The following is a 25,844-nucleotide window of genomic DNA, read 5'->3' on the forward strand; positions in this document are numbered from 1 at the left end:
ACAGGTAAACCATGGTGGTATCTGATCATAATTGACCTTCAAAAAGAAAAAACACCGCAATGGGAGCAACTGGCCCGCATTGCGGTGTTTGGAATCGCTCATGTTTGCAATCAACGTTATATAAATATTGATGCAACGATTAAAATAAATCCGATCGCTAGACCGGCAGGGCCCCAATAATGCATAGGGATAAAAAACAGACTGTGCTGGGTTCCCATTCGATAACGTTGCCCCGTTTCCATATCAACTAGCACTTTGTCCGAGTCGGCGTTAAGCGCTTTTCCCAAGTACCAGATAATAACCCCCGACACAATGAACACAAAAGCCATCGGTAGCCGGGAATCTATGGAGTCAAGCCCTAGAGCGGATACTAAACTCCCGACAATAACAAATAAAATCCCTGGAATAACGATGTTTAAAATACCGAAACCCTTCCAAATAATCACATGAAATCTTCCTTCCTAAATTTAAATCCAACATATGTATTTATCGGTTAAAAGAGAGATTTAGTTTACAAAATGACCCATTCATTGTGGGATTTACAATGTGTAAAACTGGAAGGTATGTGTCAAAAAAGGGAAAAAAAGCTTAGTTTGCTATTTATTTTTATTGTGTCGATTTTTGAAAAAAAATATGACCACCATTTAGCTATGTAGGTGGTCATATGATGAATTCAAAAATGTTCCTGTTAGTGGAACACTGTGAACAATTAATCAAGTTTATTGAGGAGCCTTTGCTCGAAGTAGATTTAATCCTAATCCAATGAAGATAATCCCGGTTATTTTGTTTAAATAGCTGCCAATCCTTTGGTTGACTTTTATTTTTTGGGTAATGTAAGAGGAAAAATAGGCAATAAACAAGCACCATAATAATCCGGTGAACGAAAATGTAAGTCCTAAAATGATAAATGGAATGGGACCAGAAGCCTTTGTATCAATAAATTGTGGAAGAAAGGCAATGAAAAACAAAGAAACCTTGGGATTCGTAAGACTGGTCAACATCCCTTGTAAATATGTTTTTCTGTTGCTGTGTTGTTTATTGGATTCAGATGCTCTAAAACTTGCATTTGTTTTATCTAATAGCATTCTAACCCCTAGATAAACTAAATAAATAACTCCAATTATTTTAATCATGTTGAACACGATAATTGACTTTGTAAGTATAATTGATAAACCAAAAGCAACTAACAACGTATGGATCAAAGAACCACTAATGATACCGAAAACAGAATACACACCGGCTTTTCTCCCCTGGGCAATGCTTTTCCCAATTATATACATTGTGTCTGCACCAGGAATTAGATTTAGGAGGATTCCAGTAAGCAAAAATACTTCATAATTTACAATTCCAAACATTTTTGAGCACCACCTCTTCATTATGAAATACATTAAAAGGTAATGATAATTTAGTAAATAGCTCATTGTCAATCTTCAATATCTGTTATACGTTTATGTAAGTTTACCTAAAAAAACCGCTTTTCACCCCTCCATAGGTCTGGCATGACCTGATCCTAAAGGAGGGAAAGCGGCTTTTACAATGAGAGTATACTACGTAGTTACTCACTCACGATAATCAGCAAAAACATGGGCAGCCTGTCCTGTGTCAAATGCCCAAAGGATGGGCCGTTGTCATATACCCGTGGAGCAGGCGACAGGCCTATTCGGCGGTCGCTTTCGCTTGTTCGGCTACGAAAACAACAGGCTTCATAATTCGACTCAGCATATCTTGCTTCGGACGATTCCAGGTAGTCCAGTCATCCAGCAGCAGACCGCCTGTGTCACCGCTATTCGGATTCAGGGACCAGTACGTAAAGTACAGGTTGTTGGCACCAATATAGTCTACGAGTGCATTTTGCCATTTCCCCTCAGAAGAAGACAAATCAACATTACGACCGCCGAATTCACCGACCAGTACCGGAGCTATGTTTTGCTTACTGATGTAGCCCCAGGTTTGATCCCAGATCGCTGGCAAGTTGGACGGGAAGGCCGGATCGTTGAACCATGGCTGCGAAGACACACCAGGGCCGTAATCATGTGGAGAATATACGACACGGTTCGGTACGTCCAGAACGACAGGATAGTTGGCTACACCTGTCAGGTTGCCACCCCACCAGTATTGGCTATTGTTGCCTTGTACATTGTGGTCTACACCTTCTACGAGAATCAGCCAATTCGGATTCACGGACAGAATCGCATTCCCTGCACGTTGTGCCGCCAGACGCCAGTCTGTGGAGGCATTGCCTGTGCCCCAGCTTGCTTGACCGTGTGGCTCATTGTGTAAATCCGCACCAATGACGGTAGGGTTGTTTTTATAACGATCAGCCAACATTTTCCAGTCGCTAATCCAGCGAGACTCAGGGTACTGGGATGTGTACCACAGCTCGGATTGCCCACCTGAGCTTGGACGGTGACGGTCAAGGATAATCTGAATACCGCGTTGTCCAGCTTTTTCGATCAGCTTGTCCATAATTTGAATCGGAGTTAATCCGACCAAATCAGGGTTTTTGTGATAATCAATACTGTCTGGACGGGAACTGGAATCGAATAACTGATTGCTGTAAGGCAGACGAATCAGATTGTAGCCTTCTTTCTTCACCTGATCTAGCATGTCGTCCATTGAGCGGCTCCACAGTCCGTGCAAGGTGTAATTAGGAGTTTCCAGACCGAACCAGTTCAGACCGTTAAATGCCGCTTCTTTCCCGGATTCGTCTACAATCTTGTTTCCTTGGGTGTGATAATATCCTTTCACACTAGCTGCATCTACTGAAGTGGGAGTATAGCTATACAGTGTGAAGCCCATTACGAGGGAGGCAATGACGAAAAATGTTTTTTTCATTCCTTTTTTCTTCATAATTCTGCTTCCTCCTTTATTTAATAGAAATTGTAACCGATTACATTTTTATTTTATGTTCAAATCTTCCATCAAACAAGTTCATAAAATTCGTATATTTCTAAGATTTCGTTCGGATTCAATAGATTCGTAACAACGGATGGTTAAGCTAAGTGTCCAGCTTTTGTGGGAGCGGTTGTTTATGGGCTGATGGCTCGCTCTAACTCTTTATTTATTATATTTTCCTGCTGTAAAAGAAGGTATATAATAAAGTGAAATTCACTTTACATACAGGTTGCAGAATATATATTTGATAAAATAACACGCCTGACATGCAGAAAAAGAAAGGAGGGTAATTATGGTAACAACGATGAAGGAAGTGGCAGAACGTGCCGGGGTGTCGAAGAGTACAGTTTCGCAGTTTCTACAAAAGAGATACAACTATATGAGTGAAAACACCAAGAAGAAGATCGAGCAAGCGATTGAGGATCTCAGTTATATACCCAATGAGGTGGCACGTAGTCTCAAGCAGAAGAAGACCTTCATTGTGGGAGTTATTTCTTCAACCATTTTATCGAGATTTACTACAGAAGTCGTGCGTGCCATTGAAGATGAATGCCAACTGGAAAATGTCCAGGTCATTGTCTGCAATACCGATGATGATTCGCTCAAAGAGAAAAAGTATGTCCAGTCGATGATTGCTCGGCAAGTGGATGGACTTATCATTTTCCCGACGGAAGAGAACAAGAAATTATATGTTTCCCTTGTCAAGAATGGCTATCCTTTCGTGTTTGTGGACCGGAAAATCGATGAAATCAGCGTAGATACGGTGCTATTGAATAATGAAAAGGCCAGCGAGCTTGCGGTTGAAGCACTCATTGAGCATGGTCATAACAACATTGGGATTATCACGTTCCCCTTAGGCAAAAAAGCGATCACTACACGAAGTGAGCGACTGTCAGGTTATCGAAATACGTTGGGCAAACATGACATCCCAGTGAATGAAAACTACATCAAAAGCGGCAGGTTGGATGAAATGCCCAATCTGATTGGACAACTATTCCACATGGAGAATCCGCCCACTGCAATTATTGCTACGAATGACATGATTTTGGAGCAGGTGCTGATTTATGCAAAAAATAATCATCTGACCATACCTAATGATTTTTCCTTGATTGGCATAGATGATGTATCCTTTGCGTCTTTTTATAACCCGCCGATCACCACCGTTTCCCAGCCGAGTTTTGAAATGGGGAAAAGAAGTGCCCGGCTACTGCTGGAGAAAATTGATCAAAAAGAACAGGATCATGAGGAACTGTCAGAAATCATCCGAATGAATCCGGTCATTAACCACAGAGAATCTGTCCAAAAACTGAACTGAATAATTGAATAAGTCCTTTTTATCTTTTTGAAAACGTTTTTATGAATTCTATTGTAAAAAGAAAATAAAGAGCTATAATGGTCTTATGATTCGAGTCATGAATACCCTTTCATTTATGTATGTCCTGATTTTAGTGATGTTGCGATTGAAGAGAGGGGAGGAATGGAGCTTAGACGAATAATGTATGGAGTTAGTTGTGATTTAATTCACAAAAATGATTCTGCTTCTTTTTACATTCCCGGAAGGGAAATTTTTTTCGTGTATTACTAAATCGATTTAGTAAGAATGGAAAATAAATAAAAGAAAGTCGGAGATCACTATGGAAATGTTTATGAGCATTATCAGGGAGCCATCCATCATTATCGCGATTGTGACATTACTCGGCCTTATATTCCAGAGAAAGAAAGTATCAGAAATTATTACGGGAACTACCCTTTCTTTTATGGGCTTCACCATGATCAAGGTCGGCGGCGGCATTTTAGGTGGCGTTCTCACTAACTTCAGCCAAATTTTTTCTTATGCGTTCAACCTTAAAGGTGTCGTACCCAGCAATGAAGCCATTATGGCACTGACCATTGATCAGATCGGGGCGGATGCTGCGCTCATTCTGCTCTTTTCCATGATCCTTAACATCGTGCTTGCACGCCTGACCAAGTTCAAGTACATTTATTTGTCTCTTCACTTGATTTTGTTTATGAGCTTTGCCGCTACAGCCGTTATGAAAGGTCTGGGTCTCAGTTCGCTGACTACGATCATCGTCGGTTCTTTGGTAATTGGGAGCTATATGGCGGTGTTTCCTTACCTCCTCCGGAATGCCAGCAAAAACATTATTAAATCGGATGAATATACGATTGCTCATGCTTCCATGACCTCTTACATTCTAGGTACCTATTTAGGGAAAGTTTTTGGCAACCGTGAAAATGACACCGAAAATGTGAAAATTAATGACCGCATCAGTTTTTTGCGCGACCCCAATGTTGCAACGACCTTGACGATGCTTGTGCTTTTACTGGTATCTGGACTGGTTGCTGGTTCTGATTATGTCAGCAAATTATCGGATGGGAAAGAATATATCGTCTTTATCCTCGAACAGTCAGCTATTTTTGCTGCCGGCTTGTATATCGCAAAAGCAGGTGTTAAACTGTTCACAACTGAAATTGTACCCGCTTTCAAAGGCTTCTCCCAAGTGTTCGCACCTGGAGCAATCCCTGGTGTGGATGTTCTGGTACTGTTCGATAAATCACCCAATTCCGCGTTGGTAGGCTTCTTGGTCAGCTTCTTCACAGGCGTTGCCTGCGTCTTTCTTTTCCCGTTTATCGGATTGCCTGTCATTGTGCCGGGGATCATGGCCTGCTTCCTTGCTGGTGGTGCAGCCGCGATATTCGGCAATTCCAGCGGTGGTTTCAGAGGAGCTGTTATTTCCAGTTGTCTTAATGGATTCTTGCTCTGTCTGCTGCCGGCTCTCACCTTGCCGCTCTTTTCTTTTTTGGGTGCCGAAGGGGTAACGTTCGCCGATCCCGACTTTACTACCCTTTCCGGAGTACTTTGGCTTATTTTCCGCTGGTTTTAAACTAAATCGATTTATGAGTTTTTTCAAAATAACTTATCTAAATCATTTGTGCTTAAAAAGAGGAGGAATTATCCATGTTTTTTAACGAACAAGATATTCAAATTGACATCGTTGACAGTAATACCACCCGGAAAGTGCTGGCCCACAGCGACCAGCTTATGTATGTCAAAGTGATGTTTGCTAAAGCCCAAACAGGGGAGATCCTATTGCATAAGCATGTCCATGAGCAAGTCACTTATGTAATAAAGGGAAGTTTTAAGTTCATGATCGATAATGGCGAAACCAAGGAAGTCCAGACCGTCAAAGAAGGAGACAGCATCCATTTTCCATCCGATACTCTTCATGGCTGTATCCCACTGGAGGATGGCGGTATTCTGCTAGATGCATTTACACCAGCACGTGCAGATTTTCTGTAAATCCCCTTACAAAATACGGTTTATCTACCCCGAGATCTGGAGGGATTTACGAAGCCTTTCCGCGGCAACCAACTGAGGCGGATGATGCCTTCTGGCATGTCCAATACATTTCATTTTTATCTTTTTTAGAAGAAGACCTGCAAGTATGTTATATTTAACAAACGGCAATCGTGATGAACAGTAATATAGTGATTTTTAGAAAAGGATGAGATGATTTTGGAAAACAACGAAACTCAGCAAGAATTTGCAGAAGTATATGAGCAGCTTAAAGTAGCTGCAAACCGAACCTCCGATTGGAAAACACGCCTAGCCGCGGTAAATGATCTGGGTGCATGGAAGAATCAGCAGACGATTGACTTGCTGACACACCGGTTGAATAATGATACGGTATATGCCGTTCAGGAAGCCGCTTACCGCAGACTTCAGGAATGGGGCGAGAATGTACAGCCGCCTGTGCGCAAAGAGGGTGAACTTGTTAAGGGTCTGACGAAGATTCTGGTGCGGATTAAAAAAAGCCTGCCAGCCGACCATACCTATAACGATTTTCGCGAGAAGCTGCACAAGATGAGAGTCGATATTTATGACATCTACGAAGGCGACAAGGGTGCTGAATTTGATCAGTGGCTGGAGCAAAAATGGGCTTCGTTATCTACAAGATAATGTCTGAACCCTGTAATTGAATGTGATTTAAGGATCAATACTGGTGATGCAGACAGAGCCTTAACAAGGATAAGGGATTATCTTTGTTAAGGTTTTTTTAGCTTGTTCTCCTTAAGAATCACGCCCTATATCTTTATGCCACTGTATATATACTTCAGCAATATGGTACGATGGGATCGGATTATTTTAGTGTGTACATGGGAGGGACTAACATGAGCAAGGCGAAGCTGTGTTTTATCGGGGCGGGCTTTCACGCTTCAACAAATATATATCCTGCTGTTATTGGGGCAGGTGCTGAAATTCAGGCGATTGCGACTAGAGATCTAAGCAGATCGAAGACAGCACTTCAGCGGTTTGGAAGCAGCGGCACACCTTATGACAATTACAAGGCTATGCTGGAGCAGGAAGACTGTGATGGAGTTGTCGTGATTGCACAAGCGGCAGATCATCCTTCGCTCGTACTGGACTGCATTAAGGCTGGAAAACATGTTTTTGTAGACAAGCCACTGGGTTGGAATGCGCAAGAAGCGGCCCAAATTGCAGATGCGGCAGAAGCAGCAGGCGTTGTCCTGATGGTCGGCTTCATGAAGCGCTACGCACCTGTATACATAAAATTAAAAGAATTAATTGAGGGTGGCTCGCTTGGAGCCGCACGCTCATTTCAGGCGAAATTTCTCGTGGACAGTACCCTGTTTTGTAAAACCGGCGAAGATTTCATGAAGCTGGCGGCGGTCCACATGGTCGATCTGGTACGTTATTTGTTCGGGGAAGTGGTACAGGTTACCGGATTTGCGAACGATAACGGTGAGTGTATTTCCCATACGATTGCCCTGAAATTTGAAAATGGTGTAGTGGGCAGCGTATACTTCGCAGGTATGACAGCATGGACACGCGAGAGTGAAGGGATCACGGTAACCTTTGATCACGGTTTTGCGAACGCGGATGAGGTGAATACACTGATCATTCACAAGTCGGAGAGTCATACAGAGCTTCCTTGGAAATCCCTTGCGGAAAACGATACGGTTCTGACACCGTCAGCCTCCGCGATGTCGGGCGGATACCGTGATTTGTACTTGCGCGGTTTTGTTGGTGAAATCGCACATTTCATGAACTGCTGCCAAGAAGGACGGACGCCTGATTCAAGTGGACGGGACAACGTGAAAACGATGGAACTGTGCGACCGCATTTTGGCTGCGCTCCAATAGGATATCTATTTTATATCCAAGCTTTGGAGCCTGGACGGTACCTTAGTTTGGGTGATTTGAAAGAAGCTTCGGTTTAACTGGTCAGTAGATGGCTCCTGCATTTGTCTGGAGTCATTTTTTTCGTTTACCCTACGATCTTTCTATTTCATAGCATTCCTGTCCATTTTGATTAATCTCTGCTGAAAATACGCCAACAAGAACGAATGATACGATAGAATAGGAAAAGGAAAGCGTTATCATCACCCATTTTTTCTGCGATGGTTCAGGGGGAGAAGGCATATGCGTTCAAGGTCAAGGTTTCAGCCATTAAACACATTACGTAATCAGATTTTTATCGGATTTATACTAGTGATGCTCATTATGATGAGTGTAGCAGGGGCGTTCATTTATCTCAATGTGTCTCACTTGTTAAAAGACAGTGCTGAGCGACATATTGGTCAGACCGCCGTACAAGCAAGCGGTAGGCTGGATGCATTAATCGGCCAGATGGACAGCTTGACGGAGCAGGTCGCGAATCACCCGTCTGTTCAGCATATTTTGCTGGAGGAGCGTAACGGGGGCAAGGTAAATTTCGGACAGCGCCAATCCCTACTGCAAGTGATGCATAGCTATCAGGCATATATGCCGAGTGTCGGCTCACTGGAGCTGTATACCGCCGAAGGAAAGATGTTGTTTCCGATTAGAGAGGGCAGTCTGGAGGAACGTATTGGACAGGCAGACATCCGGGAAGCGAATCAGATGAAAGGAAGACTGGTCTGGATCGGTATTGATCCCGAAGACCCTCGGTCACTGCTGGCAATTCGGCAGGTAAGTCTGGTGGATCGCTGGTTCTCACGAGGAGGGTACTTGATTACCCGTATGGAGCGAAGTTATTTTGGACTGAATGATGCGTCAACAGTCAATGAAGAAGCGGATGAAACCATGCTGCTTGTAGATCGTCAAGGCCAGCTGCTGTCGGGTGAACCAATGAACCAGACGGATTTGTCAGGTGTACTGCATAGCAAGACACAGACGGTTCATATTGGGGAGCGGGAATATGTGAAGGCGGTTCAGCAGTCGGAGCGGACGGGCTGGTCGCTGCTGATTCTGATTCCGGTTAGCGTCGTCACAGACGGAATTACGGTTTTACGAACTACACTTATCATTTCCGCGTCTCTTGGTGCCGTGCTATTTCTGTTCATGTCCTTTATGTTGTCTACGTTGATTACAAGACCGATAGGTCACTTGATTCAGGCGATGCGTCGTTCACGGGAAGGGGCATTGGCCCTGAATCCAGAACCGGCAGCAGCAGTCGAGCTGCGAGAATTGAACGCAGAGTACAATACGATGATTGTCGATATTAATGAATTGATCCGTGTTATTTGTGAGAAGGAGGTTTTACAAAGCCAGACCGAGCTTAAAGCTCTGCAGGCGCAGATCAATCCGCATTTTCTTTTTAATACGCTGGATGCTTTCAACTGGTCGTTACAGGAGAAGGGAGAGGAGGAGCTTGCGGAGCTGATGGTGTCCATGTCGCGGCTGTTTCGTTATGTTATCGAACCGGCTCACCATGACTCTTGGGTGACCCTCGGGGAAGAAATGGCGCAAATCCGTCGTTATCTGGAACTGATGGAGATGCGTCTGGGTGAACGTCTGAGCTGGCAAATTCATATGCCTTCAGAGGCAGCCAGAATTCCGCTTCCTAAACTGCTGATCCAGCCTATTCTAGAGAATGCCATTTTGCATGGTGTCGAAAATCGCATCGGCAACGGTCGCGTTGAAATCAGTGTCACTCCTTCGACCAGATCGGGTTGGACCAAGATCGCGGTCATAGATAACGGACCTGGAATGACAATGGAAGAACTTGCGGCTGTGCGTACAGCGTTGATGGGGGGAGCAGCCTGCGAGAGCAAGGGAACCGGTATGGGACTAGTGAATGTGCAGCGCAGGCTCGCTCTCTATTATGACAGCGCATCTTATCCAACGGACGGTATGCTGATACATAGTGCTGAGCAGGAAGGAACTGTGGTCGCTTTTGAAATTCCTGATGAATATGGAGGGCGGTAGGAATGAGTGTTTCATCCAAAACCATTGTCATTGTAGACGATGAACAGCGAACACGTCAGGGGATACACCAGACACTGGAGCAATGGGCCGCCGGGAAATACCGGATTGTGACATCTGGTAATGGTTTGGAAGCATTAACTATACTGCGAGCGGAGACAGTTCACCTGTTGATTACGGATGTCCGGTTGCCGGAATTCAGTGGGCTGGATTTAATCCGCTCTCTGGAACGGGATTCACGACGACCAGCGATCATTGTCATCTCGGGATATGCGGAATTTGATTATGTCCAGCAGGCGCTTCGTCTGGGAGCCGTCAATTATTTGCTCAAACCGATTGATAAGCAGGAGCTGCTGAATGCGGTCAATGAAGCGCTTCGGCTTGAAGAGGAGCGGCAGCGGTACGAGAAGCTGGACAAGCTGGCTGACCCTGTTCTGCTAGAGCTTGATCTCCAGGCGGCTACTCTTAGTGATCCGGTACGACGTGCCTTCACCTATATGGCGGAGCATCTTCACGAATCCATTACGATGGCGCAGACTGCCGCGCATTCACACCTGAATGCGAGCTATTTTAGTGTTTTATTCAAGGAGCAAAGTGGTTTGTCCTTCAGCGAATATCTGCATCGACTGCGGATTCAACGGGCCAAGGAGCTGTTGCTGCATACCCAGTTGACGATTGCCCAAATCGGCGAGCGATCAGGCTACCGGACAGATAAATATTTTATTAAAGTATTCAAAGCGACCGAGGGGATAAGTCCTAGCCGCTACAGGCAGCAGATGCGTACAGGGCCGGAGAATATCGACTGACAGTAGGCAGATCAAACCCAATAAAAGTGGAATTATACCCAATGAGTGTACCCTGTTGGAAGCAGGAATGGAGTGCTAAACTTACAAATGATAACGGTTACAAAAAATAAATACAACAAACGGAGGTCTAACGATGTCCAACGAGTATGGTTTGCGTAAGCGCTCACATCAAAAATGGTTTGCTGGGTTGACCCTGCTGCTGTCATTCATGCTGGTGCTATCCGGTTGCGGTGCTGGTAAGGATGGTCAAGGCGGTTCCAGTGGAGAAGGGGGAAAGGTTACACTTAAAATGATGCACCTGTGGCCAGAGGGAAGCTCGGCACAGCAGAGCAAGCTTGTGACTCAGATTATAGATCAATACCAAAAGGATCATCCGAATGTCGTCATTCAGCAGGAAGTGCTGGAAAATGAACAATATAAAAACAAACTCAAAGTGCTGTCAGCTTCCAATGAATTGCCGGATATCGGCATCACCTGGGCAGCGGGTTTTATGGAGCCTTACGTTAAAGGTGGATTATTTACGCCGATGGATGACCTGTTGAATGGTTCCAAGCTGAAGGACAAATTCGTACCGGGAACGACCGAAGCTTATGCGCTGAATGGCAAAACGTATGCGCTTCCGATTGAATTGAACATTACACCTATTTATTACAACAAAGCCATATTCCAAAAATACAACTTGAAGGTACCAGCGACATTTGACGAATTTAAGCAAGTTGTGAAAACACTTACGGATCATGGAGTTGCACCGATTGCATTGGGCAATAAAGACCGCTGGACCGGCTCGCTCTGGTATATGTATCTGGCGGACCGTATAGCAGGTAACGAAACGCTGAAAAAAGCGATTGACGGCTCAGGATCGTTCGATGACCCTGGTTTAATTCAGGCGGCCTCCGAAGTCCAGACGCTTGTGGATATGAATGCCTTTAACAAAGGATTTAACGGCTTGTCCAATGATGAGGGAAAATCCGAGTTTATGAACGACAAAGCGGCTATGTATTTAATGGCTACTTGGGAATTGCCGAATTTTACGACCAATCCTGCAATCCCGCAAGCATTTAAAGATCAAATTGGCTTCTTTAAATTCCCGATGGTTGAAGGCGGCAAGGGCAACGAGAACAGTTGGGTAGGAGGTCCGGGAGTAGGTTTGTTCGTTTCGGAAAATTCCAAGGTAAAAGAAGAGGCCAAAGCGTTCGTTGAATACTTCGTAGTCAAGTGGGGAGAGCAATCGGTCACACAGGCGGGCGTAATTCCGGCGACGAAAGTGGACACCTCCAAAGAAAAATTGCCCAAGCTGTATGTCGATTTGCTGAACGGACTGAATCAAGCCAGCAGCATTACATTGTTCGCCGATGTACAGATGAAGCCGAATGCAGCGCAGGTACATTTGAATATGATTCAGGCGTTGTTTGGTAAAGCGGTGACACCGCAACAATTTGCCGAGCGGCATAAGGCTGCCATCGAGAAAGAAAATTGAAACTGAAATTGACCACCTAAGGAGGTCCGACCGTGGAAAAGGTCATGTCCAATAAGCTTGTCATTGCTCTATATGTATTGCCTTCTCTGCTGCTGTTATTCGCCGTAATATATGTACCCATCGTACTGACCGGCTATTACGGCCTGAATCAGTGGAATGGAATCGGCTCTATGACTTTTGTGGGGCTGGACAATTATCAACATTTGCTCACTGACAGTGCATTCTGGCAAAGTGCCTGGCATTCGCTGCTGTTGGCCTTGTTTTCAGGCATCAGTCTGATCGGTTATCTGGTCATTGCGATGATTTTGTCAGGAAAAATCAAGGGAGCGAATCTGCTGCGGAAAATTTATCTGATTCCCATGCTGTTGTCATCTGTAGCGATCGCACAGCTGTGGCTCAAAATGTATCATCCAACGAACGGAGTGTTCAATTCCATACTGGCGTCGGTCGGAGTCCACAATCCGCCTGAATGGTTAGCTAATCCGTCCTTGGTGCTGTTTGCCTTGTTCATTCCGATTATTTGGCAATATGCGGGCTTTTATATCCTGATCTATTATGCCGGGCTGAAAAACATTCCCGAAACGCTGATGGAGGCTGCACGGATCGACGGGGCCAGTGCCTGGCAGATTGCGACTCGTATCAAATTGCCCCTGCTGCGAGAGGTGATTAACGTTACGATCATATTGTCCATTGTCGGCTCGCTCAAATATTTTGACCTCATCTACGTCATGACGGATGGTGGACCGAATGGAGCCAGTGAAGTGATGGCCTCTTACATGTACCACCAGGCATTCCGCAGCTTTGATTTTGGATACGGCAGCGCTACAGCCTTTGCCCTGCTGCTCATCTGTCTGATTGCTACGTGGCTGATCCGCAAAGTTACGGCTACGAGTGACACCATCCAGTATTCATAATGCAGTCTTGCTAATAGATGAGGGTAACAAAGGACAGGAAGAGGGAGGAACGGATATGAAAACCCAGGCAGCCGCCAACTATCCGCTTGGAGTCGCTACCCGCGGCAAAATGTTAACTCGGGTCGGTTATGCCGCTTTGTATATCATTTTAATCATCTTGGCGGTGACGCAGCTTTTACCGCTGGTGTGGCTGATGTTGTTCTCGCTTAAAAATAATCAGGAAGTATTTAACCTTCCGCCGTTTGCACTCCCGTCCCAGCCGCATTGGGAGAACTATATGAATGTGTGGACCAGCGGCAATATCGGGCGGTATTTTTTCAATAGTGTGTGGATTACGGTCATATCCGTGGCGTTGACGGTGCTGCTAGCCAGCTTTGTAACGTTTGCCATTACGCGTATGCGGTGGAAAGGAAGTCAGCTGGTTCTCGGGCTATTTATGGTCGGACTAATGATTCCAGTCCATTCCACCTTGATTCCGTTGTTCAGTATGTTTCTCAAATTGCATTTAACAGATACTTCACTCTCCATCATCCTGTCGTATGTTGCTTTTAATCTGCCGACAACGATGATGATCTTGCTGGGCTTCTATTACGCCTTGCCCCGTGAAGTGGAAGAAGCGGCCGTTATGGACGGCTGCTCCGTCAATCGGATGTTCTTCCGGATCGTGCTGCCCATGACAACCCCGGTCATGGCAACGACATCTATTATTAACATGATCTATAACTGGAATGAGTTTATTTTCGTCAATACGTTCATCAGCTCGGACGAAAACAAAACACTGACCGTTGGTGTTCAGAACTTTATTGGACAATATACGACCGACTGGGGAGCTATCGGAGCTACGTTGATGATCAGCATTTTGCCCATTTTGCTCGTGTTCCTCATCATGAGTGACCGGATTGTGGAAGGGATTGCGGCAGGATCGGTTAAGGGATAAAACAAATTCCACAGGGTTAGAAGAGTACCCTCTAGTGTAAACATTGGAACAAACCTCTCGGTTTGTCCGATGAATGCTAGGGGGATGGCAAGTTATTGTTTTGGTGCAGGGAGATTGGTGGGACTGCTATTTTTTATTTCTTCTTTAAATTGAAAAAGTCCATTCCTCTTATGATTCAAATTGGAATGGACTTTCAAAATTTTAGAGTGACCCATCTTAAAAAAAGAGTAAATGCATTTAATATATATTTAATAATGATTTCTCTAAATAATTCACTCACGAATCTATATAATTAAGTTCATTTATTTATAGCTACGTTTAGGGCAGTAGCTTTAAAGAGTAATCCTTTTAGTCTCTAGGAGAAATTAATTTAAGAAAAGCTGCGAATGATTCACATACAAAATCTAATGTTTCGTCTTGCCAGTCTTCAAGTGATTTTTCTTCTAATTCCTCTTCGGTTATTTCACTTTCTAAAATTAAATCTTCATGGTTTTGAAACAAAATTTGGGGTTCATTTTTATCTTTCCGAAAATCAAATAAAAATTTATCTCCAGATCCATTAATAGCAAAGGGAAATATATTTTTTGGTAACGCCTCGCTCAAAGTATCATACGCCAGCTCAATTGGAGAAATTACTTCTCCAAGAACTTCTTTTTCTATTAGAGATAATAGTTGTATAGACCATGTTAATTTCCCAGGTACTTCTACAACGCCCGTAATCTCTTCACCATTTTGATCTATTATATAGGGTACCGATCCATCATGATTCAGCACAATTTCTACATACTCTTTAGGAAAGCGGATATTCCATCGCTCCTCAAGACCTCTCAATTTGCTTTCATCTAAATTTATATTATCAGACCATTTTAGCTCATATCCCATTTTAATTCTCCCTTTAATTTATTAGAGGTTTAGTCGCCATTACCCCAAATTTTATTTCCACCAGTATGATTTACTTTACCATGAACATTCTCATCTACCAACGGCATTCTTCCTGTTTCTTGAGGGGGCATGTTATTGTTTTGCGTAGAAAAAAAGCTCATCCTTCTCGCGGTTCAAGTTGGAATAAGCCTTTGAAAATTTATCAAATGGTTGTCAAGTTTTTAAAGTGTTTGATATGTTGTAGTGTACGATCTTGTAGTTTTAGATGTAAACCCACTTTATCTTTATTTGATCAGTCCGTTCAAAAAGGCAGGGGACATACCCTGTTATATCTAGCTCTATCTCACTTGCGTCATCTGGCTCATCATTATCTGTGTGAGAACGAATTTTTAAAGTATACCCCAATTCGCCTCCGGCTCCCTGTAAAACTATCTGAAGTCCCAAAATAGAATTATCAATATATACAGTAGGCACTTCTTCGTAAATATGATCTTCTAATCCAATAAAAGGAACACCCCAAATAACAGAAATAATCTGTGCACGATAAGGCTTTCTTCCGAGAATATTGGTAACAAGCATTTAAAATAAGGGGATTTCTTCATAATCAATCATTCTCCTAATCATAATCAATTTATCCGCCCCCCCTTTTTGATATCTACGACTGTATTCTTCCTGCGTAAATATGCGAAGAGTGAACTTGTCCGTTCTTCCTTTTTATCTTCTCTTCTTAAGCCATCCCAAAATTCTTTAAGTGTTTTATCAATTTCCTTCTGCAATTGTCTATCTTCTCTTAGGTCGGTCCCAGCTCTCCAAAAAGTAGAGCTAGAAGAGAATTTTGAAGCTAACTTATCACTAACGATAAAAGCATCAATATCAAAGTCAGTTGGATCAAATGGCGCATTCCCTTTATGTAGATCTTTCTGACCAGTAGCCAAAGAACCTCTATATTTCACTTTGGCATTAGGGACAATTTCTTTGGATTTTCTTCACTGGAGAACTCAGTGTTTCTTGAACAGTATTCCTAATATCTTTTCGGGTTTGAGCCTTACCCGTCCCATATATTATTTGACCATTTCAGCGCAAATTCCATATTATTTTCCTTCTAAGTTGAATAGAGAAAGTAGAGCAGTGATGACTTGTATAGCCTTCAAATTCTGCTGTACTATTAACTACTAAGTGCATTTTAGATGGAACTTGACGATGCCAAGCTAATTATTTTATTCTAGCTTGATATGTTTATGCTCTGCCTTGATCGCTAAGAAGCAGCATAACGGATGTAGATTAGGATATCGAGGGATTGTATTAAATAGAAAGTCAGATTTTAAATTGAATTGTTGCTAAAGTCTGAGACCTTCGAGACTATGTTACATAATATAACCCAACTCGTATAAAATAAAAAAGCCAGTCACCGGTTTATTTCCGACGACTGGCCGCTGTCACTTATACTAAATCCCACTTAATTTACTTAATATTTCTTTAATGCGTAAAGTTAAATCTATTTTCTCGTCTTCTGATAATTGTAGTCCTATATCTTCAATATTAAACTGTTCTAGCTCACTCTTTATGTTACGAAGATCTTCATCTACCTTAATATTATTCCTAATTAATAATTCCGCTAATGTAGTTTTAATTATAATATTTTCACTAAGGGTGTTATCACAATCATTTTCAAATCGTTCGATTATTTTCTCAACAATTTCATGGTTATCTTGAATCTCAGTAATAATGCTACTAAAGAAGTGTCTTACTTCCTTTTCCATATCATGATAATACCATCTCGTAAATGGATCATAATCGATCTGCTTATTATCAATTTCATCTAAGACCATATCCCTACGTTCTAATAAATCTTCATATTCATCTGAGGTTATCTCTAATTTTAGCTTTTCTAGATTTAAAGAATTTAAAACCTCTACTAATCTTTCTTTTGCTTTAAAAAATATTTTCGAATGCGTTAAATAAATCTTTCCTTCAGCAATGTATACTACGGCTTTCTCCATTTCGCCTTTGTTTAATATACCTTCAAATTCTCCAGAAGTTCTTGCGACGGCCTCAGCGTCACTCATTTTTTCAATTTTAAAATCAAAGTATTTCTCATAAAAGGCACCAAATAAAGCTTCATAGTTTCTTTTCATGTTAATCTATCACCTTTCTATTTTTATGGGATAATCATATCATCATTGTTGTGGATTATTTCAATATTAATACCAGGGTAATCTTTATGGAATTGATTAATAATTCTACTACAACTACCACAAGTATCTTTTTCAGTGAACATTTTTATTTTCCCACGAACATTTGAAGAGTCTTTTAGTTTATCTAATTTTGCTGCTAGATCATTTAATATTTTATACTCAGTGTCCATGTCTCTTTTATATACACGTCCACTTTTATCCGGCGCTTTGGTTGCCTCATATTTAGGTTTTTTTGTTGGCTTTAATGAGAAATCTGCATAGTCTTTCGCTTTATTATCTCCATTTAAGCCACTGTGTGCATAAAATTCTTTTTTATCTATTCCTGGTATGTCCACTTCAGAGTATGCAAAATTTCCATCTTTTTTTAATCTATTTGAGAGTCTAGTTCTTAAATCTCTTACTTTATCGATAATATGACCTTCTGTTTTTAAATCAATTGTTCTTGTTGGATATACTTTTCCGTAGCTTACATTAGGCTCTTTCTCCGGTCCCTTAGTGCTCTTACCCGTATACTCTCCTGATTCTAACGCATCAATCTGTTTTTGTCTCTCAGGCGAAATTTTTGCACCGGAACCTTTGGAATGCGGAACGTCAGGACTAGGATCATGAAACCGATAATGACCTCCAGCAGTTTCGAAAATGGGTAACCTTTTAGTTATACGGAAGTTCATCTTTCTTGCTACACTTTGCAAGTAACTCCCTAAGGATTCAAAATTGGTTGGAAAACGGATGGCATTCGTTTTGAATTTTCCATCTCCAACTTTGGCCAGAGCAGAGTCGGCCTTTGCTGAATCTCCGAATAACCCCGGTGTCCCTCCTTTACCGGCTTTCTTTTCTTCAGCTTCCTTGAGTCCCTTAGATAAGGAGGCTTCTTCTTTACCCAACTTACCCAGCTTTCTAACTAACTTTGCGCCGCCTTTGACAAACCCATAAATATCTGCTACACGTTCAACGGCCTTGATACTGTCATATCCTGCGTCGTAACTTTCCTGTTTGGTATCGGTCAATGGATTAGGGAAGAAATTATTCAATTTTCGCTCAATCGGATCGGGTATGCTTTTTATGCCGTCCCACACGGTTTCAAGGTCGTGAACCACATCTTTCTTTGTTTTTTTTCCTTGGAATGAATCGGCAATATAGTCCCAGCCAAACTTTGCACCGCCCTTAATACCCTCGAGCGTCTCATTGCGTTCCAGAAAACCTTTACCAGTGTAATTTCCCGGCATAACGAAAGGAGTCATTACCATGGTTCCCATATCCGCTATATCGACAACTGAGTCCCATACACCGCCTAAAAACTCTATACCCGCATCCCATTCTCCCTTGAGCGTGGCGCCTACGTTTTCCTTAACGCGTGCTCCGAGCACACTTTGGATTCCCTTTTCAGCGACTTGCTTCTCAAAGTCAGACAAAATCGGTTCTGGGTAGTATTGATGGAGGGAAGCTTTAAGTTGAATCTCAGAGCTGACGCTGTTGACTTCCTGCTCCAAATCCAACGTATCGGTTGTTGTATTCAAGTGTAAGCCGTTGGTTCCTTGCAGCAGGATGCTACCTGCCGAAAGACTAAGACTGCCTGTGGCTTGAATTTGTATACGTTGGGTGCTGTTCAGGCTGACACCGTTATGGGTATTCATGGAGATGTACAGCGACCCTTCCTGCGCACTCATCGACAGTTCAGAGTTCCCTAAGGAAATTTCTTTTCCCTGTGGATTCGCAAAGGATTTGACCCCGGGATCGGCTGTTTTACGCTGGTGGCGTACTGCAGGCGATTCGAACACGGCACCTTGAGCTGCGTGAGATGAAGGGACAGCAACGCTGGATGGTTTCGTTCGGACCGATTGTATGACCATCGCATCGTCTTCGTCAGCACTTGGAAAATACAGCTTCACCTGCGCACCTTTTTCCGGCATCAGATACCAAACCTGATTCCCTTCTGCAGAATAGGGGAACCATTGGGCATCCTTGAGATTCTGCTGATCGTCTATATCCAAATGCAATCGAACCTGATTCCGGCTGACATCTAGTATTTTTCCTTCAATAGCGGCGCCAATGATTGTTCGATTATATACTTTGGGTACCTTCAAGCCTTGCGACAGTGCGCATTCATATGACCAGGTCATTAAGCCGCGAATCAACTGTCCTTCACGTTTGGTGATGACGTAGGTTTCGTGATTGCGCTCCACTTCATCTCCCAATTTCAGCATTCGATCCCACTCAAAGGTATATCGAGTATAGTCTGCAATATGGGCAGATCTCCAGCCATTCGCCTCCTGATCCAGATAAGGGGCAATCTTGCGCTGCAACGAAAAAGGAACCTCTTTCAAATGAATATGCTGTCTGGCTTGCGGAATACCGATCCAAATTTGTGCATGGTGTGAAACGATATTTGGGACGAGAAGGGCTCCCACATGCGAAGCCAGCCGTTTTAAAAAAGTCCAATCAGTCTCTTGATACTGCATCATGAACTGGCCTGTCACTTTTTTCTCAAACGCTTCATCAATCTTGTCCGAGCCCTTATAATCGGCCAGCACTGCGTCGACGATTTCAACATATTTCTGGTTTATGTGCTGAAAGGAGCGGTTTTTGAGCTGCGTATCTAGTTTAAAACTATGAGAAATGACGTCGAGAGTTACCACGATCTCCTGATGTCTGTGCTCCACATCTACGCAGTACAATTGTCCCAAAAATAAGGGATGCTTCTGGTCTTTGGCATCGGAATACCAGAGTTCGACTTTGTCGTCGCTGCTTGCTTTGGTAATGATTGTATCTGCCTGATCGGCTTCTAGACTACCCGTGATCATCAGTCTGGCATGTTCTCCGAGCTCGTGACTCATATGGACGTGACTAAGACGCAGCTTGCCATAAGGCCAAGTGACATGTAAGTGCTGATAGGTAAAGCGGTCTTTCGCTACGATGTTCATCCCTTACTCTCCTTGCTTGATAAAATCAGCCATCTTGTCCGTCATCTGTAATGGAGATAATGCCTCCACCACCCGATCCCGTGCTGTCTGCACCAAAAAAGGACGATATGGCCTCTTGTACACCTTGACAGCTACACATTAAGGTAGAATTGTTGAGTAGGGCAGGTGCCCCCTCAATCAATACGTCTTCCTTCCCGCCTGTCCACTTGGACCCAAACGCAATCTCCGGTTCACAAGGAAGGCCATGCTTCAATTTACACAGTCCAAAAGCATTAATTTTGCTAATATTGGCTCCACAAATGGCATCGTCCACGTTCAGAACGGGTTTATCTTTAATGAAGACACCGTGGCTGTACATCATATTGAGCACACCAGGGTCTGTACCTTGACTGCACTGTAACTTGGCGCCTCTCACCACATAAGAATGTTCTCCACTGAGTGCACCTTGGGCCAGAGCTTTAATAAGTAAAGGTAAAAACATATAAGTACCTCCTTGGATAAAAGGTATAGAATCAAGAAAGCTCCGACCATGTCGCAGTGTGCAGCATGGCATAGGTTAACGGGACCCAGAGGGGAGCATCCTCCAGCTTAAATTGGCAACTCACGATCACAGCTTTGCCGCGCCAGGAACGCACAAAAACAATCTGATAATAGGGAGAGGGGGAAACTAGAAAAATAGCTTCATAGCAGCCAATGATGTTATCTTGAATAGAAAGAGCCTTTTCATCCACGAGCTTCATACTTGGTTGTGCACGACTCGTTTGCTCAATCATTTGTTGTTGATAGATTTCTATTTGCGAAGGGTCCAGTTCTTGTCTGCTTTGGTGCAGACCGAACAGAATTCCACCCAGCTTGTCCTGAACAACGAAACTTTTCGACGGATTTACCATCTGTCCCGCCCGAACTTCTGGAATAAGAGAGTTAGGCAGGGAAATGGTGAGTTGATTTTCAAAGACAGGAAGGGTCTGAAACTGGATCTCCTGTTCATTCGGTAGGGTTAGTGAGCCTTTCGAAATTCCCTCTATCGCTTCTTCAATAGATATCATCATCCAGCTTTCATCGTTCTCCGCTGTACTTAATTGCTCTTTTAATGTTTGTTGATGATGCAGTTTTAAAAAAAATTCATCCCAATGCTCCGTCAAGGTTGAACCTCCTTATAAGAGTTCTAGCTTTTGTAGCCGAAAACCACTCAAACTTCGTCGAATCAAGCTTTCAGCAGCTTCCAAGCTAACGATGAAATAAGGTTCCCTCACGTTGGAGAGTCGGAAAAAATGATGTCCATTCACCTTATGGCTATTCAGCACAAGTCGTTTTAAGGTTTGGTCGTGCGCATAAAATTCAGTCTGTTCTGAAATGCCATCCACAGAGGGAACAGATGAAATCCAATATAATTCCTGACGGCTAGGTTCCCGGTTCACGATATACACCTGCTTAAAACGAGCTTGTGTATTGTATAGTTCTAGGATCCGTTTCATAGGATCGGAAAATAGCGGTTGTGAGGGTGAAAACGGTAGCCAGTCCGTGTACTCGGCATCTTCTGTCGCATGAACATCTAAAACCTGAGCCGGAGGCATGCCAACAAATGGCGTTTTAAAAAGTTCTAAATTCATCGGTTTAATGTTTCGGGAAATACGATGATCATCGACCAGCACATAATAATGGCGCATACACATTCCTCCTTATTCCGTCCACACAATAGATTGACGCTGTGCTTCGCTTAGTTTCCAATGCTGTTGGTACTTTCGTGGGACAAGAGTTCCTTGCATCGAAGCCCCCTCAAAATATGCATGTTCAAACGAATGTACATCTGTAAAATCAGCCCCATCCAGGTTGGCGTGTTCAAAACGAAGTCCACATAGCCCCGGCACCCGAACTCCATGTTCCCGATACGGCTGTCCGCTGGCACTATTGAAGTTAGCACCTCTCAAATCGCTATATCTAAAATCCGTATCGGTCAGTAGGCATCCCTGAAAGTTGCCTCCTGCTAGATTCGCTCGTTGCCAGATGCTTCCAATCAATATGCAGCTGTGAAACTGGCTTTCTCGTAAGTCACTGTGACTAAAATCGTTATAGCGCAAATCCTTTTGCATCAGGTGAAGGTGGGGAAGAGAAAGCCGCTTTAGGTTTTCGTAAACATAGGGTTCTTCTTCACTGGAATGTATCAATTGCTCTCTCACATGATCTGCAAGAAGTGCTTCCTGATCTTCGACATATAGATTCTCGCTGATATCCTTGTACTCGCCCGTTCGTATAGCTACACGATCAGCTTTATGAATGGCGAGATACTCAGGCATTTGAACCACTTCTGCCATCCCTAAGCGCAGGAGGGAGTTCACAAACTGGTGAAAAAAAGGAGCGGATTCCAGCATCAGTCGTTCAACGTCCACTGAAGTGATCGTCCCCATATATATTTTTCGTTCCTGCTCCAAGGTTTCCAACATGGTACTCATCGGTGCGTAAGCCCATGATGCGTCATAGGTTAACTTGCAATCGGAATCATCTTCGTACCATTCAGCAGAGTAAGCCTCGACTATATACAGGTAGGATTGCTCCAGCATCTGAGTGCGCAAGAACGAGTAGTGAATATATCCAATGGGTTGTTTTTGACCTTGTTGCTGCATGCTCAGAATGTGTATACACAAATCCCTGAACGATTCTTTGAAGTCGAAGATCAGTTGAGCTTGGTAGCGATGAAACATGGCTTCCAGCATGTCCAACTGAATGTCCAGCAAAGGTGTAAAGTGATGCTCTTTAAAATGGTGTAACGCCGCTTGTTTATCCATCTGCTAGTTCTCACCTTCCGTTAGTTCATCTTAATTTCCGTGCCAGAGAAGGTGGTTTTGTCATCCAGCGTAATCGTGTTGCCTTTACCAGACAGCTCGATTTTTCCGGCGGAAAGCTGGATGTTACCGGAACTCATAACAATATCTGAAGCCGCGCTAATACTCACATTTTTTCCACTTACAATATCAATGCCTGTTTTATCGTTAATGACAATAGACATGCCATTCCCGGAAATAACGATTTGATCCGGAGCGAGCATGATTTCTTTGCCGTATTTGGTTCGCAGCGTCTTAATGGCAGGGTCAGCCATTCGATCTGGGGCAGGAGCTGCTGCGGACAAGGCTGAAGAAGACTTTGATCCGGCAGACAAAGTAGAAGCTGTGGCATGTCCAGAAGTCGCAGAAGATTTTCCCGTGGAAGGCTGCGGTTCTCTTTTAACTGAGCTGATCGCGTACCCTTCTTCTTCCTTATAACTGGGAAAATAGATGCGGATGCTGTCTCCGTCTTCAGGCATGCAATACCAGCCCGTGTTATCCGCAGATGCATAAATGGTAGAGTAGGGAAACCAGTAATCCGTGTTCGGGTCTTGCTGATCGTCCATATCGAGCTGGGCGCGGACTTTGTCCCGACGAACGCTCAGTACCTTGCCATGAATGGAAGCGCCGATAATGGAGCGATTGTAGTCTTTAATTGGACGTAAGCCGCTTCGTGGTGACAGCTTGGCGGTATGGGTCAGCACCCCGTCTTTCATCTCCGTTAGCACCTCAGCTACGATCAACTTATGACCTTGAAAGGTTACTTCATAGCCAGGTTCCAGTAATTTCTCCGTCTCGACCTCATATTGGATAAAATCAGCATCACGTACGCCAGGGATATGGTTCTCTGAGGCGGTTTGAAAATCCGCAACCCGTTTGGTGACCTTATAATTGGTAGATTTAATTTCTCCTTTACTGAGTCCCATAGGCAGGCCAAAATAAAACTTCGGCACTCCATAGCCTACCGCAGGAATGAGCGGAGAGTAGAAGTGGGAGGCCATCCGTTTCAGAAACTGCCAATCGGTCTCATCATATTGCATGATAAAAGTGCCGATGGGCTTCTTATGAGACACAACATCCATGGCTTCGGCTTTGGAGTAGTCCGATACAATACTTTCGATCAGACCCGTATAGGTGAGCTTGGGGTTCTGGAAAGAGCGTTGATGCCGCTTAATATCTAACTCGTAGGTATGAGATATGGCTTCGACGGTCAGGTAATGGACTCCGTGAACGACTTTTTCCTCCACATCCAAGGCAATGCCTCGAAAAAGGGGCTGTCGATTGCCATTTTGGTCTGTGACAAAAGCTTTGACCTGAGTTTCTTCATCCGAAGCACGTACGTACAGCTCTCGCTTTTTCTCCGAAATGATACCTGTACAGATCATTCGGGCATGGTCATTGACTGTTTTTAAGATTTTAAGTTCATGAAGGCGGACGAACTCATAAGGCATGATTTCGATATGACCGTACGTCACGATGTTTTCCATAGGTATCTCCTTCTATAGTTGTTTTTGGTAAATGTTATTATGAGATTCCCAGCTAGTAATGTGGTTATTGATAAATCCAGCATATGTATTTATCGGTTAAAAGAGAGATTTAGTTTACAGAATGAACCATTGTAAGAGGTATTTACAATGTGTATTTCTGGAAGCAGGAGATATCGGAGGGGAGTTTTGAGTAGAAAAAATTATATAATAGATGGTAAGAGGGAGTATAAAAAGATATTTATAAAAGATTGCACTTTAATGAGAGATGAGGGTTCATGTTATGCCAAAAAACGATAATATGCTGGCCATTCTATGGATGTTGAATTCGGGCGTAAAAATAACTGCAAAACAAATATCCGAAAAGTTAGAAATAAATATACGGACAGTTTATCGGTATATTGATGCACTATGTGCCAGTGGAGTGCCGATAATATCCGACACAGGTCATAATGGCGGGTATAGCTTGCTGAATAATTTTATTAGAGCGCCTCTACTATTTGATATGGAGGAAAAAAAGGCACTCCTTCATGCTGCTATTTTTGCAAAAGAGGCTGGATACCCTTTGAGTGAGGCACTAGACAATGCGACATCAAAATTGAAAATGTATTCGAATCAAGAGCAGGAAAGTATACTTAGCCGTCATTTAGCCGGATTTGAAGTGATTAACCGCATGGGAGACCCTTCTCTTCAGCCGGTATTGGCGGAATTGGAGCAAGCTGTAGCCAACGAATTCTCTGTAGAAATGGATTATCGCACAAGCAATGAAGAACAACCCAAGAATAGGGTGATAGACCCCTATGGAATGGTTTACTGGAACAACAAATGGTACACTGTTGCATTTTGTCACCTAAGAAATGAGATCCGTAGCTTTCGGGCAGATCGGATTCTACAAATCAAGCGTACTCCAACCCTATTTAAGCGTTCCGAAGCTTTTTCGGCTCGTGAATTTTTTATGCAAAATCTGTTGCCTGATTTAGTAGGCAAGGACGGTTTAATTTCTTTAATGATCGAAGGCAGGCCAGAGGCATTGGATGACTTATGTCTGCATTGGTTTTTGGGGCATCATCTGAAAGAGCGGACATCCAATCAAGCCATCTTTTTGCTTGAGGAAAAATCACTTCATACATATGTCCCTTATTTACTCCTACCCTACGGGAAGTCCATTCAAGTCATCGAACCACAGAGTTTGAAGAAAAAGCTTGTTGCTGTTGCGTCGGAGTTAATGGAATATTATCAACGTTAAAAGCTTCACTGACAGCAGATGTCAGTGAAGCTTTTTTATAATGAGGATAGTCATGGATT

Annotated in this window: 25 protein-coding genes; 11 read left to right on the forward strand and 14 right to left on the reverse strand. The window is 43.3% G+C overall.

What is annotated here, in order from left to right:
- Positions 1-116 precede the first annotated feature (116 nt).
- The 3 genes from ACUYLD_RS16415 to ACUYLD_RS16425 form a co-directional block, all read right to left on the reverse strand.
- Positions 117-446, reverse strand: coding sequence for a hypothetical protein (locus ACUYLD_RS16415; RefSeq protein WP_061828748.1), 330 nt, complete (start codon positions 444-446; stop codon positions 117-119).
- Positions 447-719: 273 nt separating this feature from the next.
- Positions 720-1,355: a LysE family translocator gene (locus ACUYLD_RS16420; RefSeq protein WP_446675523.1), complete on the reverse strand. Its 636-nt coding sequence runs from the start codon at positions 1,353-1,355 to the stop codon at positions 720-722.
- A 301-nt stretch (positions 1,356-1,656) separates the two neighbouring features.
- On the reverse strand, positions 1,657-2,850 hold the full coding sequence (locus ACUYLD_RS16425) for a glycoside hydrolase family 5 protein (protein ID WP_446675524.1): 1,194 nt from the start codon (positions 2,848-2,850) through the stop codon (positions 1,657-1,659).
- 337 nt (positions 2,851-3,187) lie between these two features.
- Between ACUYLD_RS16425 and ACUYLD_RS16430 the strand changes: the two genes are divergently transcribed.
- The 10 genes from ACUYLD_RS16430 to ACUYLD_RS16475 all read left to right on the forward strand — a co-directional run bounded on the left by ACUYLD_RS16430 (position 3,188) and on the right by ACUYLD_RS16475 (position 14,238).
- Positions 3,188-4,210, forward strand: coding sequence for a substrate-binding domain-containing protein (locus ACUYLD_RS16430; protein ID WP_061828751.1), 1,023 nt, complete (start codon positions 3,188-3,190; stop codon positions 4,208-4,210).
- 325 nt (positions 4,211-4,535) lie between these two features.
- A complete protein-coding gene (locus tag ACUYLD_RS16435; RefSeq protein ID WP_226887745.1) occupies positions 4,536-5,780 on the forward strand; it encodes a PTS ascorbate transporter subunit IIC in 1,245 nt (414 codons plus the stop codon).
- Between the two features lie 74 nt (positions 5,781-5,854).
- Complete coding sequence (locus ACUYLD_RS16440; protein ID WP_446675525.1) at positions 5,855-6,196, forward strand: cupin domain-containing protein; 342 nt, start codon at positions 5,855-5,857, stop codon at positions 6,194-6,196.
- A 216-nt stretch (positions 6,197-6,412) separates the two neighbouring features.
- Positions 6,413-6,856, forward strand: a complete 444-nt coding sequence (locus ACUYLD_RS16445; RefSeq protein ID WP_013311410.1) for a HEAT repeat domain-containing protein — start codon at positions 6,413-6,415, stop codon at positions 6,854-6,856.
- Positions 6,857-7,068: 212 nt separating this feature from the next.
- Positions 7,069-8,061, forward strand: coding sequence for a Gfo/Idh/MocA family protein (locus tag ACUYLD_RS16450; RefSeq protein WP_235308970.1), 993 nt, complete (start codon positions 7,069-7,071; stop codon positions 8,059-8,061).
- Between the two features lie 279 nt (positions 8,062-8,340).
- A complete protein-coding gene (locus tag ACUYLD_RS16455; protein WP_446675526.1) occupies positions 8,341-10,107 on the forward strand; it encodes a cache domain-containing sensor histidine kinase in 1,767 nt (588 codons plus the stop codon).
- Positions 10,108-10,109: 2 nt separating this feature from the next.
- On the forward strand, positions 10,110-10,910 hold the full coding sequence (locus ACUYLD_RS16460) for a response regulator (protein WP_039273000.1): 801 nt from the start codon (positions 10,110-10,112) through the stop codon (positions 10,908-10,910).
- A gap of 133 nt (positions 10,911-11,043) precedes the next feature.
- Positions 11,044-12,387: an extracellular solute-binding protein gene (locus tag ACUYLD_RS16465; RefSeq protein ID WP_250266436.1), complete on the forward strand. Its 1,344-nt coding sequence runs from the start codon at positions 11,044-11,046 to the stop codon at positions 12,385-12,387.
- A gap of 32 nt (positions 12,388-12,419) precedes the next feature.
- The gene (locus tag ACUYLD_RS16470) at positions 12,420-13,301 is read left to right on the forward strand and encodes a carbohydrate ABC transporter permease (protein WP_039273005.1); all 882 of its coding nucleotides are present in this window, start codon (positions 12,420-12,422) and stop codon (positions 13,299-13,301) included.
- Positions 13,302-13,356: 55 nt separating this feature from the next.
- Entirely contained in the window at positions 13,357-14,238 is an 882-nt protein-coding gene (locus ACUYLD_RS16475) for a carbohydrate ABC transporter permease (protein ID WP_013311404.1), read from the forward strand.
- A gap of 348 nt (positions 14,239-14,586) precedes the next feature.
- Here the strand turns inward: ACUYLD_RS16475 and ACUYLD_RS16480 are convergent, their stop codons facing one another.
- The 11 genes from ACUYLD_RS16480 to ACUYLD_RS16530 form a co-directional block, all read right to left on the reverse strand.
- Positions 14,587-15,120 carry an SMI1/KNR4 family protein gene (locus tag ACUYLD_RS16480; protein WP_235308977.1) on the reverse strand — a complete coding sequence of 178 codons (534 nt, stop codon included), beginning with the start codon at positions 15,118-15,120 and terminating at the stop codon, positions 14,587-14,589.
- A 29-nt stretch (positions 15,121-15,149) separates the two neighbouring features.
- A complete protein-coding gene (locus ACUYLD_RS16485; protein ID WP_446675527.1) occupies positions 15,150-15,281 on the reverse strand; it encodes an HNH endonuclease in 132 nt (43 codons plus the stop codon).
- A 100-nt stretch (positions 15,282-15,381) separates the two neighbouring features.
- Positions 15,382-15,699: a hypothetical protein gene (locus ACUYLD_RS16490; protein WP_446675528.1), complete on the reverse strand. Its 318-nt coding sequence runs from the start codon at positions 15,697-15,699 to the stop codon at positions 15,382-15,384.
- Between the two features lie 47 nt (positions 15,700-15,746).
- Positions 15,747-16,055, reverse strand: a complete 309-nt coding sequence (locus ACUYLD_RS16495) for a hypothetical protein (RefSeq protein WP_446675529.1) — start codon at positions 16,053-16,055, stop codon at positions 15,747-15,749.
- Positions 16,056-16,565: 510 nt separating this feature from the next.
- Positions 16,566-17,255 carry an Imm3 family immunity protein gene (locus ACUYLD_RS16500; RefSeq protein WP_235308981.1) on the reverse strand — a complete coding sequence of 230 codons (690 nt, stop codon included), beginning with the start codon at positions 17,253-17,255 and terminating at the stop codon, positions 16,566-16,568.
- Between the two features lie 23 nt (positions 17,256-17,278).
- Positions 17,279-20,236: a deaminase domain-containing protein gene (locus ACUYLD_RS16505; RefSeq protein ID WP_446675530.1), complete on the reverse strand. Its 2,958-nt coding sequence runs from the start codon at positions 20,234-20,236 to the stop codon at positions 17,279-17,281.
- A gap of 25 nt (positions 20,237-20,261) precedes the next feature.
- Entirely contained in the window at positions 20,262-20,717 is a 456-nt protein-coding gene (locus ACUYLD_RS16510) for a DUF4280 domain-containing protein (RefSeq protein ID WP_446675531.1), read from the reverse strand.
- 31 nt (positions 20,718-20,748) lie between these two features.
- Positions 20,749-21,378 (reverse strand): hypothetical protein, encoded by a 630-nt coding sequence (locus ACUYLD_RS16515; RefSeq protein WP_446675532.1) that lies wholly within the window; start codon positions 21,376-21,378, stop codon positions 20,749-20,751.
- Positions 21,379-21,390: 12 nt separating this feature from the next.
- Positions 21,391-21,903, reverse strand: a complete 513-nt coding sequence (locus ACUYLD_RS16520) for an imm11 family protein (protein WP_446675533.1) — start codon at positions 21,901-21,903, stop codon at positions 21,391-21,393.
- A gap of 12 nt (positions 21,904-21,915) precedes the next feature.
- Positions 21,916-23,019: a pentapeptide repeat-containing protein gene (locus tag ACUYLD_RS16525; RefSeq protein ID WP_250266431.1), complete on the reverse strand. Its 1,104-nt coding sequence runs from the start codon at positions 23,017-23,019 to the stop codon at positions 21,916-21,918.
- 20 nt (positions 23,020-23,039) lie between these two features.
- The gene (locus ACUYLD_RS16530) at positions 23,040-24,542 is read right to left on the reverse strand and encodes a hypothetical protein (protein WP_446675534.1); all 1,503 of its coding nucleotides are present in this window, start codon (positions 24,540-24,542) and stop codon (positions 23,040-23,042) included.
- A gap of 280 nt (positions 24,543-24,822) precedes the next feature.
- Here ACUYLD_RS16530 and ACUYLD_RS16535 point away from each other — a divergent pair, with 280 nt between their 5' ends.
- Positions 24,823-25,785, forward strand: coding sequence for a helix-turn-helix transcriptional regulator (locus ACUYLD_RS16535; protein ID WP_446675535.1), 963 nt, complete (start codon positions 24,823-24,825; stop codon positions 25,783-25,785).
- The last annotated feature ends 59 nt before the right edge of the window (positions 25,786-25,844 follow it).

Source organism: Paenibacillus sp. SER-28 (assembly GCF_052906305.1).